This window comes from Streptomyces sp. B15, assembly GCF_018070605.1.
Taxonomy (GTDB): domain Bacteria; phylum Actinomycetota; class Actinomycetes; order Streptomycetales; family Streptomycetaceae; genus Streptomyces; species Streptomyces smyrnaeus.
In genome coordinates this window covers 1-16,682 of record NZ_JAGPXJ010000091.1, presented here as the reverse complement: position 1 = coordinate 16,682, position 16,682 = coordinate 1, and the positions used below count along the sequence as shown (strand labels likewise).

Annotated in this window: 7 protein-coding genes; 6 read left to right on the top strand and 1 reads right to left on the bottom strand. The window is 71.3% G+C overall.

The window, feature by feature from the left end; genetic code table 11:
- Positions 1-66: 66 nt before the first annotated feature.
- The 4 genes from KBY19_RS29595 to KBY19_RS29580 all read left to right on the top strand — a co-directional run bounded on the left by KBY19_RS29595 (position 67) and on the right by KBY19_RS29580 (position 4,563).
- On the top strand, positions 67-1,725 hold the full coding sequence (locus KBY19_RS29595; RefSeq protein ID WP_185016057.1) for a radical SAM protein: 1,659 nt from the start codon (positions 67-69) through the stop codon (positions 1,723-1,725).
- On the top strand, positions 1,722-2,558 hold the full coding sequence (locus KBY19_RS29590) for a class I SAM-dependent methyltransferase (protein WP_210956909.1): 837 nt from the start codon (positions 1,722-1,724) through the stop codon (positions 2,556-2,558). Before KBY19_RS29595 ends, KBY19_RS29590 begins: the two co-directional genes overlap by 4 nt.
- A 437-nt stretch (positions 2,559-2,995) precedes the next feature.
- A complete protein-coding gene (locus tag KBY19_RS29585) occupies positions 2,996-3,799 on the top strand; it encodes an AfsR/SARP family transcriptional regulator (protein WP_185016054.1) in 804 nt (267 codons plus the stop codon).
- Entirely contained in the window at positions 3,796-4,563 is a 768-nt protein-coding gene (locus KBY19_RS29580; RefSeq protein WP_210967070.1) for a thioesterase II family protein, read from the top strand. The genes KBY19_RS29585 and KBY19_RS29580 overlap by 4 nt, the downstream gene beginning before the upstream one ends.
- A gap of 120 nt (positions 4,564-4,683) precedes the next feature.
- On the opposite strand, the gene KBY19_RS36930 is transcribed toward KBY19_RS29580, so the two are convergent.
- Positions 4,684-4,914 carry a DUF5988 family protein gene (locus tag KBY19_RS36930; protein WP_221505894.1) on the bottom strand — a complete coding sequence of 77 codons (231 nt, stop codon included), beginning with the start codon at positions 4,912-4,914 and terminating at the stop codon, positions 4,684-4,686.
- Positions 4,915-5,365: 451 nt separating this feature from the next.
- Between KBY19_RS36930 and KBY19_RS29575 the strand changes: the two genes are divergently transcribed.
- Both KBY19_RS29575 and KBY19_RS29570 read left to right on the top strand, forming a co-directional pair.
- Positions 5,366-14,215, top strand: coding sequence for a type I polyketide synthase (locus KBY19_RS29575; protein WP_247691555.1), 8,850 nt, complete (start codon positions 5,366-5,368; stop codon positions 14,213-14,215).
- A 13-nt stretch (positions 14,216-14,228) separates the two neighbouring features.
- The coding region (locus KBY19_RS29570) for a type I polyketide synthase (protein ID WP_210967069.1) at positions 14,229-16,682 on the top strand (2,454 nt) is incomplete at its 3' end.

Genomic DNA, 16,682 nt, shown 5'->3' with positions numbered 1-16,682 from the left:
GGCGGATGTATGACAACGGCAGCGGTGACCGAACGTCTGCCAACGGCGATACGAGGGCGAGAACGCATGACGGCGAACCACACGGCCCCAGCGGCACAGCCGGGAGCGGGGGACAGCGCCCCGGCCGTCGCGGCTGGGGCGAAGCGGGACCGGGAGGAGGTGTTCATCGAGTTCACCAAGTCGATCTGCCCGCTGTGCAAGGTGCCGGTGGACGCCCAGGTCAACATCCGCGAGGGCAAGGTCTATCTGCGTAAACGCTGCCGCGAGCACGGTGGGTTCGAGGCGCTGGTCTACGGTGACGCCGAGGAGTATCTGTCCTCGGCCCGGTTCAACAAGCCCGGCACCCTTCCGCTCGCCTTCCAGACAGAGGTGCGGGACGGCTGTCCGTCGGACTGCGGGTTGTGCCCTGAGCACAAGCAGCACGCCTGCCTGGGAATCATCGAGGTCAACACCGGCTGCAACCTGGACTGCCCGATCTGCTTCGCCGACTCCGGCCACCAGCCCGCGGGCGCCTCGCGGACGGAGTCCGGGGGCGGTTACACGATCACGCACGAGCAGTGCGCCCGGATGCTCGACGCGTTCGTGGCGTCCGAGGGCGAGCCGGAGGTGGTGATGTTCTCCGGCGGAGAGCCCACCATCCACAAGCACATCCTCGACTTCGTCGACCTCGCCCAGGCCCGACCGATCAAGAGCGTCAACCTCAACACCAACGGCATCCGCCTGGCCACCGACCAGCGGTTCGTCGCCGAGCTGGGCAGGCGCAACCAGGTGCCCGGCAAGTCGGTGAACGTCTATCTGCAGTTCGACGGTTTCGACGAGCGCACCCACCTGCAGATCCGTGGTCGGGACCTGCGCGGTTTCAAGCAGCGGGCATTGGACCACTGCGCCGAGGCCGGGCTGACGGTCACACTGGTGGCCGCTGTCGAGCGGGGCCTCAACGAGCACGAACTCGGCCCGATCATCGAGTTCGGTGTCGACCATCCGGCAGTGCGGTCGGTGGCCATCCAGCCGGTCACCCACTCGGGCCGCCATCTGGCGTTCGATCCGCTGAACCGGCTGACCAACCCGGACGTCATCCGCCTCATCGACGAGCAGCTGCCGGGCTGGTTCCGAAAGGGTGACTTCTTCCCCGTACCCTGCTGCTTTCCCACCTGCCGCTCCATCACCTATCTGCTGGTCGACGGCGAACCGGGCAACCGCACCGTCGTACCCGTTCCGCGCCTGCTGAACGTGGAGGACCACCTCGACTACGTCACCAACCGGGTGATGCCGGACGCCGGTGTCCGCGAAGCGCTGGAGAAGCTGTGGTCCGCGTCCGCGGTCATGGGCACCGGCACGACGGGGGAGAAACTGCGCGTCGCAGCGGAGGCACTGGAGTGTGCGGACGCCTGCGGAATCGATCTCCCGGAAGCGGTCAAGAACCTCGACGACAAGGCATTCATGGTCGTCGTCCAGGACTTCCAGGACCCCTACACCCTCAACGTCAAACAACTGATGAAGTGCTGCGTGGAGGAAATCACCCCTGACGGGCGCCTCATCCCCTTCTGCGCGTACAACTCCGTCGGCTATCGCGAACAGGTCCGGGCCCAGCTGTCCGGGGTGCCCGTGGCCGACGTCGCCCCCAACGCGCTGCCGCTCTCCGAGCATCTCGTCGACACGCCGTACGGTTCCAAGACCGCCCGTGGCGGTGTTCCCCGGCCCGCCGCCGAGGACGGCACACGATGACCGGGCCCGACGATCCGCCGACGACCGCCACGGCGGGCAGCGCCACGGCAAGAAGCGATGTGAAGGCGTGCTGCGCCGCCGCGTACTCCTCCGACGTCGTCGCCCTGCTCCTCGGCGACTCCTACCACCCGGGCGGCATCGCCCTCACCCGGCGCCTCGCCGACGGCCTGGCTCTTTGCGAGGGAGACCGGGTGCTCGATGTGGCCTGCGGGCGCGGCACCACGGCCCTGCTCCTGGCCGACGCCTACGGCGCGCGGGTGGACGGTGTGGACTACTCCTCGGCGAACACCGCCCTCGCCCAGGCAGCCGCCTCCGCCGCCGGACTGGCCGCGCGGACCGGCTTCACCACCGGCGACGCCGAGCGCCTGCCCTTCCCGGACGGCGTCTTCGACGCGGTGGTGTGCGAATGCGCCCTGTGCACCTTCCCCGACAAACCCCGCGCCGCCGCCGAGTTCGCGCGCGTACTCCGGCCCGGCGGCCGGGTGGGCCTCACGGACGTCACCGTCGGCACCGACCGGCTCCCGCCGGAACTGACGGGTCTGGCTGCCCGTATCGCCTGCATCGCCGACGCCCGCTCGCAGGCCGAGTACGAGGCGACCTTCGAGGGTGCCGGACTGCGCACGGTCCTCACCGAGGGCCATGATCAGGCCATGAGCCGAATGATCGACCAGATCGAAGCACGGCTGAACCTGCTGGGCTTGACCGCCGCCGATCAAGTCGCCGACGCCGGCGTGGACCTTGCCGCCGCCCCGGCGGTGCTGGCCGCCGCCCGCATTGCTGTGGCCGAGGGCGGCCTCGGCTACAGCCTCCTCGTCGCCGAGAAGATCGTCTGACTCCGGGCCGTCGCTGCGCCGTGTGTGGGAGCTGCCTCCGGCAGGGCCCGGGCCTCCATCGGCGCGCGAGTGGCTGTGAACATCCTGTTGGTTCTGCGGCAATGGCCTGTGGACTGAACGGTATATTCCGTTAAGTTGGGATCAAAGAGCGTCTGTTTTCGGCCAGCTGGCCCACGTTACTTGAGTAACTTCCGTTGCGCTGGTTTCCGTGGCTCCCCCTGTTGTGCCGTGGAGCCGCCAGTGCCGTCTTTCGTTTGCCTGCACTTAACAATCACTTACGGTGCGACTGATTACGACCGTTGACGTCCGCAGTCCCCTTTTGTTTGGCTTTGTCGATGGCCTGGACCACCTTCCAGCCGGGGGCCCTTACGGGCCTAGAGGCCGGATCGGGAGGCTACGACCAAGGAGCACTTCAACCCAGTGACGGGGGTTCACGCGTGCGATACGAGATCATGGGTCCGCTTCGTGTCGTTGACGGAGAACGTAAAACAACGATCAAGGCTCAGAAGGTCGAAATTCTGCTCGCCGTTCTTCTCGTTAGATCCAACCAGGTGGTCACCGTCGACCAGCTCATTCGAGAGATATGGGGAGAGGAGCCACCCCGCCGAGTCATTGCGGGGCTTCACGTCTACGTTTCGCAGGTGCGCAAATTCCTGAACCGCCCGGGCGGAATAGAAAGGAAGGAGGGGCCGGTTCTCACAAAACCCTCGGGCTACATGTTGAGTCTGGGTTCGGACGGGCTCGATCTTCGCACGTTCGACAAATTGGTGAGGGACGGCAGAGGGTACTACCGTTCGCAGGAGTACGAGGAGGCAACCCGAAGTCTGGAGAATGCGCTGAGCCTGTGCCGCGGGCCGCTGCTCGACGGTGCGTGCCGCGGGCCGATACTCCAGGGATTCCAGACCTGGCTCAACGAGACCTGGCTCGAATGCATGGAGATGCTGATGGACGCGCGCCTGGCCCTGGGCCGGCACCGCGAGCTCATCAGCGACCTGTACTGGCTCAGCACCGAACACCCCCTGCGGGAGGCGTTCCACCGCCAGCTGATGCTGGCACTGCACCGCAGCGACCGCCAGGCCGACGCGTTGCAGGTGTACCAGCGGGCCCGCCGCATGCTCAACGACGAGCTGGGGCTGGAGCCCGGACGCGCACTCCAGGACATGCAGCACGCGATCCTGACGGCCGACAGCCGTCTGGTGCTGCCGCACCGCGACTCGACCGTGACCGGGGGAGTGTCGTGAATCCGCAGCTCACACAAGAGGACCGGGACCTGTGGATCCGGCGCTACCACCGGGCCCGCGAGGGCGCCGTGCAGCTCGTCTGCTTCCCGCACGCCGGGGGCTCCGCGAGCTTCTACTTCCCGGTCTCCGCCCAGCTGGCCCCGAACGTCGATGTCTCGGCGGTGCAGTACCCGGGGCGGCAGGACCGCCGCGCCGAGCCCTGCGTCGACAGCATCCAGAAGCTGGCCGACCTGGTGGCGGAGGCCGTCCGACCGCTGGCCGAGCGTCCGTTGGCGTTCTTCGGGCACAGCATGGGGGCCATGGTCGCCTACGAGGTGGCACTCAGGCTCGAAGCGGACGGGGCGCCGGCCCTCACCCGGCTCTTCGTCTCAGGGAGAAGGGCGCCATCCACCTATCGCGAGGAACGGGTGCACGAGCGCGACGACAACGGGGTCATCGCGGAACTCCAGCAGCTCAGCGGCACCGAGTCGGACCTGCTCGACGATCCGGAGGTGCTGGAGATGATCCTCCCCGCGGTGCGCAGCGACTACGCCGCGGTGGAGCGGTACCGCCACGAGCCCGGCCGCGTGGTGAGCTGTCCGGTCGTCGCGCTCATCGGGGACCAGGACGACAAGGTGACCACGGACGAGGCCCGTGCCTGGGCCGGGCACACCTCGGGCACGTTCGACCTGCGGGTGCATCCCGGCGGCCACTTCTACCTCGTGGACAGGAGCCGAGACGTCATGGACTTCGTCGGCGAACAGCTCACAGCCGTCGGCAGTTGAACAACCAACCGTTCTCCCTGGGCAATCGGGAGCGGTTTCGCAACGGCCGCGCGCCAGATGTCTTCCCATCTGGCGCGCGTTCGTTCGTGCGTTCACCGAACGCTGCGGCAGACGCTCCCGCTATTCGGCGATCCTGGTGCGCATAGTCCACCTGAAGATGACCCGAGAAAGGTCTCCCGAATCGCCGACGAGTTCGAAGTGCTCATATCCACCGCAGTACGGGATCTTGAGCTTCCTGTCGATCACGGTGGAACGCTCGGCCTGTACCGCATTCGGCATTCCGGCAGGGCCGCCCTCCAACAGGACGTCTATCTTTCCCCTGTCATGTGACGGACGTTTATTTTCCTGCATGTACTGCCTCCCAAGGAAAGTGTCCGTGAATGGTCCGTGGCTGAGTGGCCCGTGCGAGGGCATGCCGACGGGCGGCTACCGCGCCTCTCGTGGCCGTGTCGGATGACGCCTCGGACCTGCTCGCCCGCCGACTTCACCGCCGCCGCGGCCACGGCTCCCAACGCGTCGGCTATACGGTGTCGAATATGCTCTTGCCGTAGGAGGGGTAAACACTCGACTCCCCATGAGCACTGTACAGACCGGCGTCAACGACGCCACCCCCGCAACGCTCACGAGCAGGTGCAGACGGACCCGGTCGCGAACTGTATGCGCGCTGCTCATCCCCGCTTTTCAGCGGGGACGACGGCGTGTGCCAAGGGCATTTTTTGGTGCCGCTTTAGAACTAGCTTTGATCCGCTGCTGAGGATGAACGCCCTGGTGAACCATACGTTCGACTCTGGCGTGAGGTGCGATGCCTGCTACTTCCATCGCGGTCGTGGGACTGGCCTGTCGGCTGCCCCGCGCTGACAGCCCGTCAGCCTACTGGCGGCTGCTGCGCGACGGCCGCAGCGCCATCGCCCCGATGCCGGCGGACCGCCGTACCGCCACGCACGAGCCGCCGTCCGGTCGGCACGGCGGCTTCCTCGACCGGGTGGACGCGTTCGACGCGCGCTTCTTCGGCGTCTCGCCCCGCGAAGCCCTCGCCATGGATCCCCAGCAGCGGCTCATGCTCGAACTGGGCTGGGAGGCGATGGAGGACGCCGGGATCCCGGCGTCCGCCCTGCACGGCTCCGACACCGGAGTCTTCGTCGGCGCCATCTGGGACGACTACGCCCATCTGCTCCGGGCCCACGGCCCGGCGGCGCAGACCCGGCACACCATGACGGGAGTCCACCGGAGCATCATCGCCAACCGGCTCTCGTACACCCTCGGCCTGCGCGGGCCGAGCCTGACCATCGACGCGGCACAGGCCTCCTCGCTGGCCGCCGTGCACCTCGCGTGCGAGAGCCTGCGCCACGACGAGTGCCGACTCGCCCTCGCCGGTGGCGTGAACCTCGTACTCGGCGACGCCAGCACGACCGCCACCGAGCACTTCGGCGGGCTCTCACCCGACGACCGCTGCTACACCTTCGACGCCCGCGCCAACGGATTCGTCCGCGGCGAGGGCGGCGTCACCGTGCTGCTCAAACCCCTGGCAGACGCCCTGCGCGACGGCGACCGCGTCCACTGCGTGATCGAGGGCGGCGCGTTCAACAACGACGGTGCGACGAACGGGCTCACCGTCCCCAGCGCCGAGGCCCAAGAGGCCGTGATCCGGCTCGCCCACCGGCGGGCGGGGCGTGCACCCGCCGAGGTGCAGTATGTCGAGCTGCACGGTACGGGCACCCGCGTCGGCGACCCCATCGAAGCCGCGGCCCTGGGCGCGGCGCTCGGCTCGGGCGGCGGACGCCCGCAGGACGAGCCGCTGCTGGTCGGCTCCGCCAAGACCAACATCGGGCACCTGGAAGGCGCCTCCGGCGTGGCAGGACTGCTCAAGGCGGCGCTGAGCATCGCCTACGGCGAGCTGCCGCCCAGCCTCAACTACGCCACCCCGAATCCCCGCATCCCGCTCGCGGACCTCGGGCTGCGGGTCCAGGACACCCTCGCTCCATGGCCGCACCCAGAGCGGCGGAAGGTGGCCGGCGTCAGCTCGTTCGGCATGGGCGGCACCAACTGCCACCTGGTGCTCGCCGAGGCGCCCTCGCCCGTGGTGACCTCGCCCGTGGCGCCGAGGACCGTCTCGCCCGCCTCCGACCCGACACCCGTCCAGTCCGCACCCCCGGCCTCTCCCGAGCCGGGCCCCACACCCGGGGACACCATTCCCTGGCCGCTGTCCGGCAAGAGCCAGGCCGCTCTCCGCGCCCAGGCCGAGCGGTTGCGCGCCCACGTCGCGGCCCGGCCCGCGCCCGACCCCGCCGACTACGCGTACTCCCTCGCCACCACCCGCACGGCCCACCCGCACCGCGCCGTCGTCCTCGGCACGGACACCACCGAACTGCTGGGCCGGCTCGACGCGCTGGCAGCGGCGGACCACTCCGCTCCCGGAACCGTGACCGGCGAGATCACCGGCGGCAGCGTCGCCTTCCTCTTCAGCGGCCAGGGCAGCCAGCGGCTCGCCATGGGTCGTCAACTCCACGCGACGCACCCCGTCTTCGCCGACGCACTCGACGAGGCGTTCGCCTGCCTCGACCCGCACCTCGAACGCCCGTTGCACGAGGTCGTCCTCGGCGACGACCAGGACTCGCCGCTCGACCGGACCTGCTACGCGCAGCCCGCCCTCTTCGCCGTCGAGGTCGCCCTCTACCGTCTCGTCACCTCCTTCGGGCTGCGCGCCGACCATCTGATGGGCCACTCGGTCGGCGAGATCGCCGCGGCACATGTGGCGGGAGCCCTGTCGCTGCCCGACGCCTGCGCGCTCGTGGCGGCACGCGGACGGCTCATGCAGTCCGTCACCGCACCCGGCGCGATGGTCGCGCTCCAGGCCACCGAGGACGAAGCCGTCGAGCAACTGCTGGCCGGACACGAGGACAGGCTGGCGCTCGCCGCCGTCAACGGCCCGGTCTCCATCGTGCTGTCCGGCGACGAGCAAGCCGTGCGGGAGGCTGCCGAAGCGTGGCGGGCGCGTGGCCGCAAGGTCAGCCACCTGCGCACCAGCCATGCCTTCCACTCCCCGCACATGGACTCCGTGCTCGACGAACTACGCGCCGTCGCCGCGAACCTGACGTTCGCGGAGCCCGCCGTTCCCCTCGTCTCCAATGTGACCGGCGCCCTCGTCGATCCCTCGACACTCGCCTCGCCCGACTACTGGTCCGCGCACGCCAGGAACACCGTGCGCTTTCTCGACGGCATGCACACCCTGTGCGACGCGGGGGCCGACACCTTCGTGGAACTCGGCCCTGACGCGGCCCTCGCCGCCATGGCCCGGGAGTGCCTCACGGCACGCGCCACGGCAGGCGCCGGCGAGGGCACCGCAGTGGCCGTGCTACGCCGGAACCGATCGGAGACACACACTCTCCTGACCGCGCTGGCCCAGGCGTACGTTCGCGGCGCGGACCTGTCCTGGGAGCGGGTCCTGGGCGGACGCGGCCGCCGGGTCGAGCTGCCCACCTACGCCTTCCAGCGCGAGCGCTACTGGCCCGAGCGAGGGGAAGGGGCACCGGCCCGTGAGAACGGGCCCCGCACCTCGGCGGACACGGCGGATGCGACCGACGTGACGGACGCGGCGGGCTCGGCCGACGCCGCGGACCCGGCGGGTGAGCGGCGGGAACGGCCGGCCGACGAGCCCGTGCCGCAACCGCCCGCGCACGACATGCTGGAGACCGTACGCACGCACACCGCGCTGGTGCTCGGGTACGCCTCGGCCGATGCCGTCGACCCCGCGCTCACCTTCAAACAGCTCGGCCTCGACTCGCTCGGCGCCACCGAACTCGGCGAACGGCTGAGCGAGACCACCGGGCTGCCCGTACCCGCCACCCTCGGCTACGACCATCCCACGCCCAGGGCCGCGGCCCGCCACCTGGATGAACTGGTCGCCGGAGCCCCCGCCCCCACCGCGGACCCACGCCCGCGCGGCGCCACCGACGAGCCGCTCGCCATCATCGGGATGAGCTGTCGCTACCCCGGCGGCGCCGACACCCCTGAGCAACTGTGGGACCTGGTGGCGCCGGGCATGGACGCGATCGGCGGCTTCCCCGAGGGACGCGGCTGGGACATGGCTGGGCTGTACGACCCGGACCCCGACAGCCCCGGTACGAGCTACGCACGCGAAGGCGGGTTCCTGCACGACGCGGACGCGTTCGACGCGGAGTTCTTCGGGATCAGCCCCCGCGAGGCGCTGGCCATGGACCCCCAGCAGCGGCTGGTGCTGGAAGCGGCCTGGGAGGCGCTGGAGCGCTCCGGGATCGTCTGCGACACACTCCGGCACAGCTCAACAGGTGTGTTCGTTGGGCTCACCGCACAGGACTACGGCCCCCGGCTGCACGAACCGGTCGACGGACTGGAGGGCCAGCTGCTGACCGGCACCACCCCCAGCGTCGCCGCGGGGCGTGTGGCCTTCACCCTCGGGCTGGAGGGCCCGGCGGTGACGGTGGACACGGCCTGCTCCTCGTCGCTGACCGCCATCCACCTGGCCTGCCAGTCGCTGCGCCAGGGCGAGTCCTCCCTGGCTCTCGCGGGAGGCGTCACCGTGCTGGCGGGCCCCGGCATGTTCACCGAGTTCTCGCGGCAGCGGGGCCTGGCGCCTGACGGGCGGTGCAAGGCGTTCGCTGCGGCGGCCGACGGCACCGGCTGGGCCGAGGGCGTGGGCCTGGTGGTGCTGGAGCGGCTGTCGGACGCGCGGCGCAACGGCCATCGGGTGCTCGCAGTCGTCCGCGGCTCCGCCGTCAACCAGGACGGCGCCAGCAACGGGCTGACGGCGCCGAACGGTCCGTCGCAGGAGCGGGTGATCCGCCAGGCCCTCGCCAACGCGGGCCTCGGCCCCGCGGACGTCGACGCCGTGGAAGCCCATGGCACGGGCACGACTTTGGGCGATCCGATCGAGGCCCAGGCGCTGTTGGCGACGTACGGGCAGGAGCGGGCGGCGGAGCGGCCGTTGTGGCTGGGGTCGGTCAAGTCGAACATCGGTCATACGCAGGCGGCGGCCGGGGTTGCCGGGGTCATCAAGATGGTGCAGGCGATGCGGCACGGTGTGCTGCCCGCCTCTTTGCACATCGATGAGCCTTCGCCGCATGTGGACTGGGAGTCAGGAGCGGTGCGGCTGCTGACCGAACCGGTGGAGTGGCCGGAGGGAGAGCGTCCGCGCAGGGCCGCCGTCTCGTCGTTCGGCATCTCAGGAACCAACGCCCACCTGATCGTCGAGGAGGCGCCCGCCGACAGCCCTGCGCCGGTCCCGGTCCCGGACCTGTCCCCGACCCCGGTGCCTTGGATCGTCTCGGCCCGCGAACCGGAGGCGCTGCGGGCACAGGCGGACGCGCTGGCGACGCACCTCTCCGCCTCGCCGCACGCCGGGGTCGCCGAGGTCGGCTGGTCGCTGCTGACGACCCGGACGCTCTTCGAACACCGGGCCGTGGCGGTGGGCGAGGACCGGGACGTGCTGGTGGCTGGGCTGTCCGCACTCGCCGAGGGCCTGCCGCACCCGGATGTGTTCCACGGCCGGCCAGTAGTACGCGACCAGGGACCGGGCCCGGTGCTGGTGTTTCCGGGGCAGGGTTCGCAGTGGGTGGGGATGGGTGTCGAGCTGCTGGATTCCTCGTCGGCTTTCGCGGCGCGGGTGGCGGAGTGTGAGCGGGCGTTGGATCCGTATGTGGACTGGTCTCTGACGCAGGTGTTGCGGGGTGACGGGTCCGAGCTGGTGCGAGTGGATGTGGTGCAGCCGGTGCTGTGGGCGGTGATGGTGTCGCTGGCTGCGGTGTGGGCGGAGTACGGGGTGCGGCCTGCGGCGGTGGTGGGTCACAGTCAGGGTGAGATCGCTGCTGCTTGTGTGGTGGGGGCGCTGTCGTTGGAGGATGGTGCGCGGGTTGTGGCGTTGCGCAGTCGTGCGTTGCGGCGGCTTGCCGGGGGTGGGGCGATGGCCTCGCTCGGGGTGGGCAGTGACGAAGCCCGGCGGCTGATCGACCGGGCGGGGTCGGGTGTCGGGGTCGCGGCGGTCAACGGTCCTTCTTCGACAGTTGTCTCGGGCCCGCCGGCGGCTGTTTCGGCTGTGGTGGAAGCCGCGCGGGAAGGGGGAGCGCAAGCGCGGTTGGTGGACGTGGATTATGCCTCGCACGGTCCGCAGGTCGATGAGATCGCCGACGAGCTGCGCGAGGTGCTGGCGGGCATCCAGCCGCGTTCCGCGCCCGTTGCCTTCTTCTCGACGGTGACCGGAGCCCGCATCGACACCACGGCTCTGGATACCGAGTACTGGGTCACCAACCTCCGTCGCCCGGTCCGGTTCGCCGACACCATCGAGACCCTGCTGACCGAGGGGCATCGGATGTTCATCGAGGCCAGCCCGCACCCGGTGCTCACCCTCGGCATGCAGGAGAGCTTCGAGGAGGCAGAGTGCCGGGCCGTCACCGTTCCCACTCTCCGCAGGGACGACGGCGGTACCGTCCAACTGGCACGTGCCCTCGCACAGGCCCATGTGGCCGGGGCCGGGGCCGAATGGGAGAGATGGTTCCGCTCGGAAGCGAACGGAGACGCGGACGCGGAGCCGGGAACCGTTCCGGGCACCGTGGAGCTGCCCACCTACGCCTTCCAGCGCCGCAGCTACTGGCTCCGATCGGGCGTGGGCGCTGGCGAGTTGAACGCTGCGGGACTCGGACGTACGCAACACCCGCTGCTGCCCGCGGCGGTGCGGTTGGCCGACGGGGGGCTGGTCCTGACCGGCCGTATCCAGGCCGGTGCCGGGGACTGGCTCACCGGGCACCAGGTGGCGGGCACGCCGCTGGTCCCGGCGGCCGCACTGGTTGAGTGGGCGCTGCGCGCCGCCGACGAGGCGGAATGCGGCGAGGTTCAGGAGCTGACCCTGCGCGAACCCCTCGTGCCGCCGCCGTCGGGCGGGGGCCTGCTGATCCAGGTGTCCGTCGAGGCGCCCGGACCGGACGGTGCCCGCGAACTGCGCCTCTCCTCGCGCGCCGAGCAGGACCGTGCGGGCGAGGAGAGCTGGAACTGCCACGCCACGGGACTGCTCGCCCCGCCCACCGCTGCTGCCGGGCCGCCACCGGAACGCGATGACGCACCCTGGCCCCCGACGGGTGCTCAAGCCGTCGAGCTGGAGGGCTTCTACGAACGGGCTGCCGCCGCCGGTTGCACGTACGGCCCCGCGTTCCAAGGACTGCGCGCACTGTGGAAGCACGGCCCGGATCTGCTGGCCGACGTACTGCTGCCCGAGGCGCGGAGCGCCGGCGACGGCGGCTTCGGCATCCACCCCGTGCTGTTGGACGCCGCCCTGCAACCCGCCGTACTGGACGGGATCGGTGCCCAGGAGGGCGAGGGACAGCTGTGGACGCCGTTCGCCTGGTCGGGCGTCTCGCTGTGGGCGAGCGGGGCCACCGCCGTACGGGTACGGCTCACGCCTCTCGCCCCCGATACGGGCGACGGCCGTCGGGAGCTCCGGGTCGAGGTCGCGGACGCCGTGGGCGACCCCGTGCTGACAGTGGAGTCGGTCGTGCTGCGCCCGGTGGACGCCGTGGCGGTGCGTGCCGCCGGACGGCGCGCCGGGGGAGCCCGGCTGCGCGCAGCGGTCTGGACGCCGCTCGCGCTCACCGGACACGAGGCCTTCGCGGACGCGCCCGGCGCGGCGACGACCGGTCAGTGGCCCGTGCTCAGCGGCCACGGGCACACCGGCGGAGACGGCGCGGTGGCGGAGGCGCTGGAAGGCGGGTCCTCCGTCGTGCTCGCAGATGTGTACACCGGCTTCTCCTCCAGGCTGGCCGAGGCTGAGGCGGCGGCAGGGCTCGTACGGGAATGGCTGGCCGAACCCCGCGCCGCCGACGCCACATTGGTGCTGCTCACCCGGGGCGCGGTCGACATCGGAGTGCCGGAGGTCGGCGGCGCCACGCCCGACGCCGTGCGGGACGGGGTCTGGGGGCGGCTCCGGCACGTCCAGGCGCGGCATCCGGGCCGCTTCGTCCTGCTCGATCTCGACCCGGCCCCGGAGACGGACGGCGAACCGGCGGGGTCGGCGGGCGTACCGCCTGCCGTGGTGGATGCCGCCGTGGCGCGGGGCGAGCCCCAACTCGCCGTACGTGGTGGCCGGGTGCTGGTGCCGCGCTGGACACGCGACGGTGGTGTGCCTGAGTCGTCGTCCACGGACACGGACACGGACACGGAACGGGAACCGGAACCGGAATCACCCGGCACCGTGCTGATCAGTGGTGGTACGGGTGCCTGGGGCGGCCGGTTGGCCGAGCACCTGGCACGTACCGGGCAGGCGGTGCAGCTGCTTCTGGTCAGCCGCCGGGGTCCCGACGCCCCCGGGGCGGCCGAACTCGTCTCCCGTATCGAGGAGTGGGGCGTTCCGGTCCGGGTGGTTGCCGCCGATCTGGCCGAGCAGGACCGGGCGGCCGAGATCGTCGCGGGGGTGTCTCCAGGGTGTCCGCTGACCGGGGTCGCGCACGCGGCGGGAGCGCGTGAGGGCACGCCGGCGCAGGTCTGGCGGGCCCGGGCCACTGTCGCCGCACAGTTGCACGCGGCAACCGAGGAGTTGCCGTCGCTGCGCTGGTTCACACTCTTCTCCGAAGCCGAAGCCGAAGCCGAAGCCGAAGCCGAAGCCGAAGCCGAAGCCGAAGCCGAAGCCGAAGCCGAAGCCGAAGCAGGGCCCGAGAGCGGGCGGGGGCCCGAACCCGGGGCCGTCCGGCACGCGGCGGGCGAGCGGGCGGGCGCGGCCGACCACGCCGCTGTGCGTGCGTACTGCGACGCGCTTGCCGCCCACCGCCGGGCGCGGGGCCTGCCCGGAACGTCGGTGCTCTGGAGCCCCGAGCACGGCACCGAGGAACACGGAACGGCGGAGACGCTCGACGCCGTGCTGCGGCACCCGGCCTCCCACCTCCTGGTCACGGGCGCCGGCCGGCAGGCTGCTGCCCTCCCGGCGTCGCCGTACTCCCGCACCATGGGGCGGGCGCAGGCCGCGCCCGCTGGTCCACGGCGGCGCAGCGCCGCGGCGGGCGCGGGCGGTGGCCCGGACGACTGGGCGGGGCGGCTCGCCGGGCTCGGTCCCGAGGAGCGCCGCCGCACACTGCTCGGCCTGGTGCGGGGCCATGCGGCAGCCGTGCTGGGCCACGCCGATCCCGCCGCCGTCTCCCCGGGCGCGGCGTTCAAGGAGTTGGGCTTCACCTCGCTGACCTCCGTCGAGCTGCGCGACCGGCTCGCCGCCGCCACCGGGCTGCGCCTGCCCGCCGCATACGTCTTCCGCCACCCCACGGCCGAGGGCATCGCCGACGACCTGCTGCACCGTCTCGCACCCGACGGCGCGGACGGTACGGCGGCGCCGGGCCGCGGACCGGCCGGAGGGCGGGGGCACGGTCAGGCGCGGGATTCCGGCAACGCGTTGCTGAACGAGCTGGCCCGGCTGGAGTCCACGCTGGCGGGCGCGGCGCTGGAGGACGGCGAGTTCGACTCCGTCACGGCCCGGCTGGAGGACCTGCTCGCCACCTGGAAGGACAGCCGCGCCGCGCCCGGTGGCGCCGGGGGCGGGAGCGCCGCGAGGGACGAGCACGCAGCGCACGAGGCAGCGGACAGGCTGCGGTCCGCCTCCGCCGACCAGGTGCTCGACTTCATCGACAACGAGCTTGGAGTGAGCTGAATGGTGGCCCGCCATGGCGAATGAAGAGAAGCTGGTCGACTACCTCAAGCGTGTCGCCGCCGATCTGCACACGACCCGGCAGCGGCTCCGCGAGGTCGAGGAGCGGTATCAGGAGCCGGTGGCGATCGTCGGCATGGCCTGCCGGCTCCCCGGCGACGCCGACTCGCCCGAGGCGCTGTGGCAGCTCGTCGCCGAGGGCAGGGACGTGATCGGGCCGTTCCCCCAGGACCGCGGCTGGGATCTGGAGAGGCTCTACGACCCCGACCCGGCCACCCCCTGGACCAGCTATGTCCGCGAGGGCGGCTTCGTCACCGACGCGGACAAGTTCGACGCGGAGTTCTTCGGGATCTCTCCGCGCGAGGCGTTGGCGATGGACCCGCAGCAGCGACTGCTGCTGGAGGTCTCCTGGGAGCTGCTGGAGCGGGCCGGGATCGACCCGGGCACCCTGCGCGGGACCAGGACCGGGATCTACGCCGGGGTCTCCAGTGAGGACTACCTCTCCCAGCTCCCACGCATCCCCGAGGGCTACGAGGGACACGCCACCACCGGCAGCCTCACCAGCGTGCTGTCCGGCCGGGTGGCCTACACGTTCGGGTTCGAGGGCCCGGCCGTCACTGTGGACACGGCCTGCTCTTCGTCGCTGGTCGCGATGCATCTGGCGGCGCAGTCGCTGCGGCAGGGCGACTGCACGCTGGCACTGGCGGGCGGGGCGCTGGTGCTGTCCTCGCCGCTGATGTTCCGGGAGTTCTCGCGGCAACGCGGGCTGTCGCCGGACGGACGCTGCAAGGCCTTCGACGCCTCGGCGGACGGCACGGGCTTCTCGGAGGGTGTGGGTCTGGTGCTGCTGGAGCGGCTGTCGGACGCGCGCCGCAACGGTCACCGGGTGCTCGCGGTGCTCCGGGGCTCCGCCATCAACCAGGACGGCGCCAGCAACGGGCTCACCGCGCCCAACGATGCCGCACAGGAACGCGTCATCCGGCAGGCGCTCTCCAACGCCCGCCTCGGCACCTCCGACGTGGACGCCGTCGAGGCGCACGGTACCGGCACGATGCTCGGAGACCCGATCGAGGCAGGTGCGCTGCTCGCCACATACGGCCAGGATCGGCCGGCCGACCGGCCGCTGTGGCTGGGGTCGGTCAAGAGCAACATCGGGCACACGCACGCCACCGCAGGAGTCGCGGGCGTGATCAAGATGGTGATGGCGCTGCGGAACGGCTTGCTGCCCGCCTCGCTGCACATCGAAGAACCGACGCCGCACGTCGACTGGGAGTCGGGCGCGGTGCGGCTGCTGACCGAGCCGGTGGAGTGGCCGCGCGGCGAACGTCCGCGCAGGGCCGCCGTCTCGTCGTTCGGCATCTCCGGGACCAACGCCCATGTGATTGTCGAAGAAGCCCCCGCGGCGGAAGGAGTGGCCCCCTCCGCCGCGGGCACGAACCATGGCCCGGTGCCGTGGGTGCTGTCCGCCCGGAGCCCCGAGGCGTTGCGGGAGGCGGCCGGCCGGATACGGGAGACAGCTGGTGCGCCCGAGGACATCGGCTGGTCGTTGCTGCGGACGCGGTCGGTGTTCGAGCAGCGGGCTGTGGTGCTGGGGGAGGAGCGGGAAGAGCTGACGGCGGGCTTGGCGGCGTTGGCGTCGGGTGAGCCGCATCCGGGGTTGGTGTGCGGGTCGGCGGTCGGCGGGGGAACTGGTCCGGTGCTGGTGTTTCCGGGGCAGGGTTCGCAGTGGGTGGGGATGGGTGTCGAGCTGCTGGATTCCTCGCCTGCCTTCGCGGCGCGGTTGGCGGAGTGTGAGCTGGCGTTGAAGCCGCATGTGGACTGGTCCTTGACGCAGGTGTTGCGGGGGGACGGGTCCGCGTTGGACCGGGTGGATGTGGTGCAGCCGGTGTTGTGGGCGGTGATGGTGTCGCTGGCTGCGGTGTGGGCCGAGCACGGTGTCATCCCGGCAGCGGTGGTGGGTCACAGCCAGGGTGAGATCGCTGCCGCTTGTGTGGCGGGGGCGTTGTCGTTGGAGGACGGTGCGCGGATCGTGGCGCTGCGCAGCCGGGCGCTGCGGCAGCTCGCCGGGGGCGGAGCGATGGCCTCCCTGGGCGTCGGACGGGAGCAGGCCGAGGAATTCCTGCCCCGCGACGCCGATGTGGTGGTCGCGGCCGTCAACGGGCCCTCGTCCACCGTCATCTCGGGCCCGCCCCGACAGGTCGAGCTGATGGTGGAGAAGGCCCAGGAGGAGGGGGTGCGGGCCCGGCTGATCGACGTCGACTACGCCTCGCACGGCCCGCAGGTCGACCAGATCACCGAAGAGCTGCTGTCCCTGCTGTCCGGGGTGGAACCCGTCGGCACGGACGTCGCCTTCTTCTCGACGGTGGCGGGCGCCCGTATCGACACCACCGCACTGGACACCGAGTACTGGATCAGCAACCTGCGCGAACCCGTGCGGTTCGCCGACACGATCGCCGCGCTCCTCCGGGAC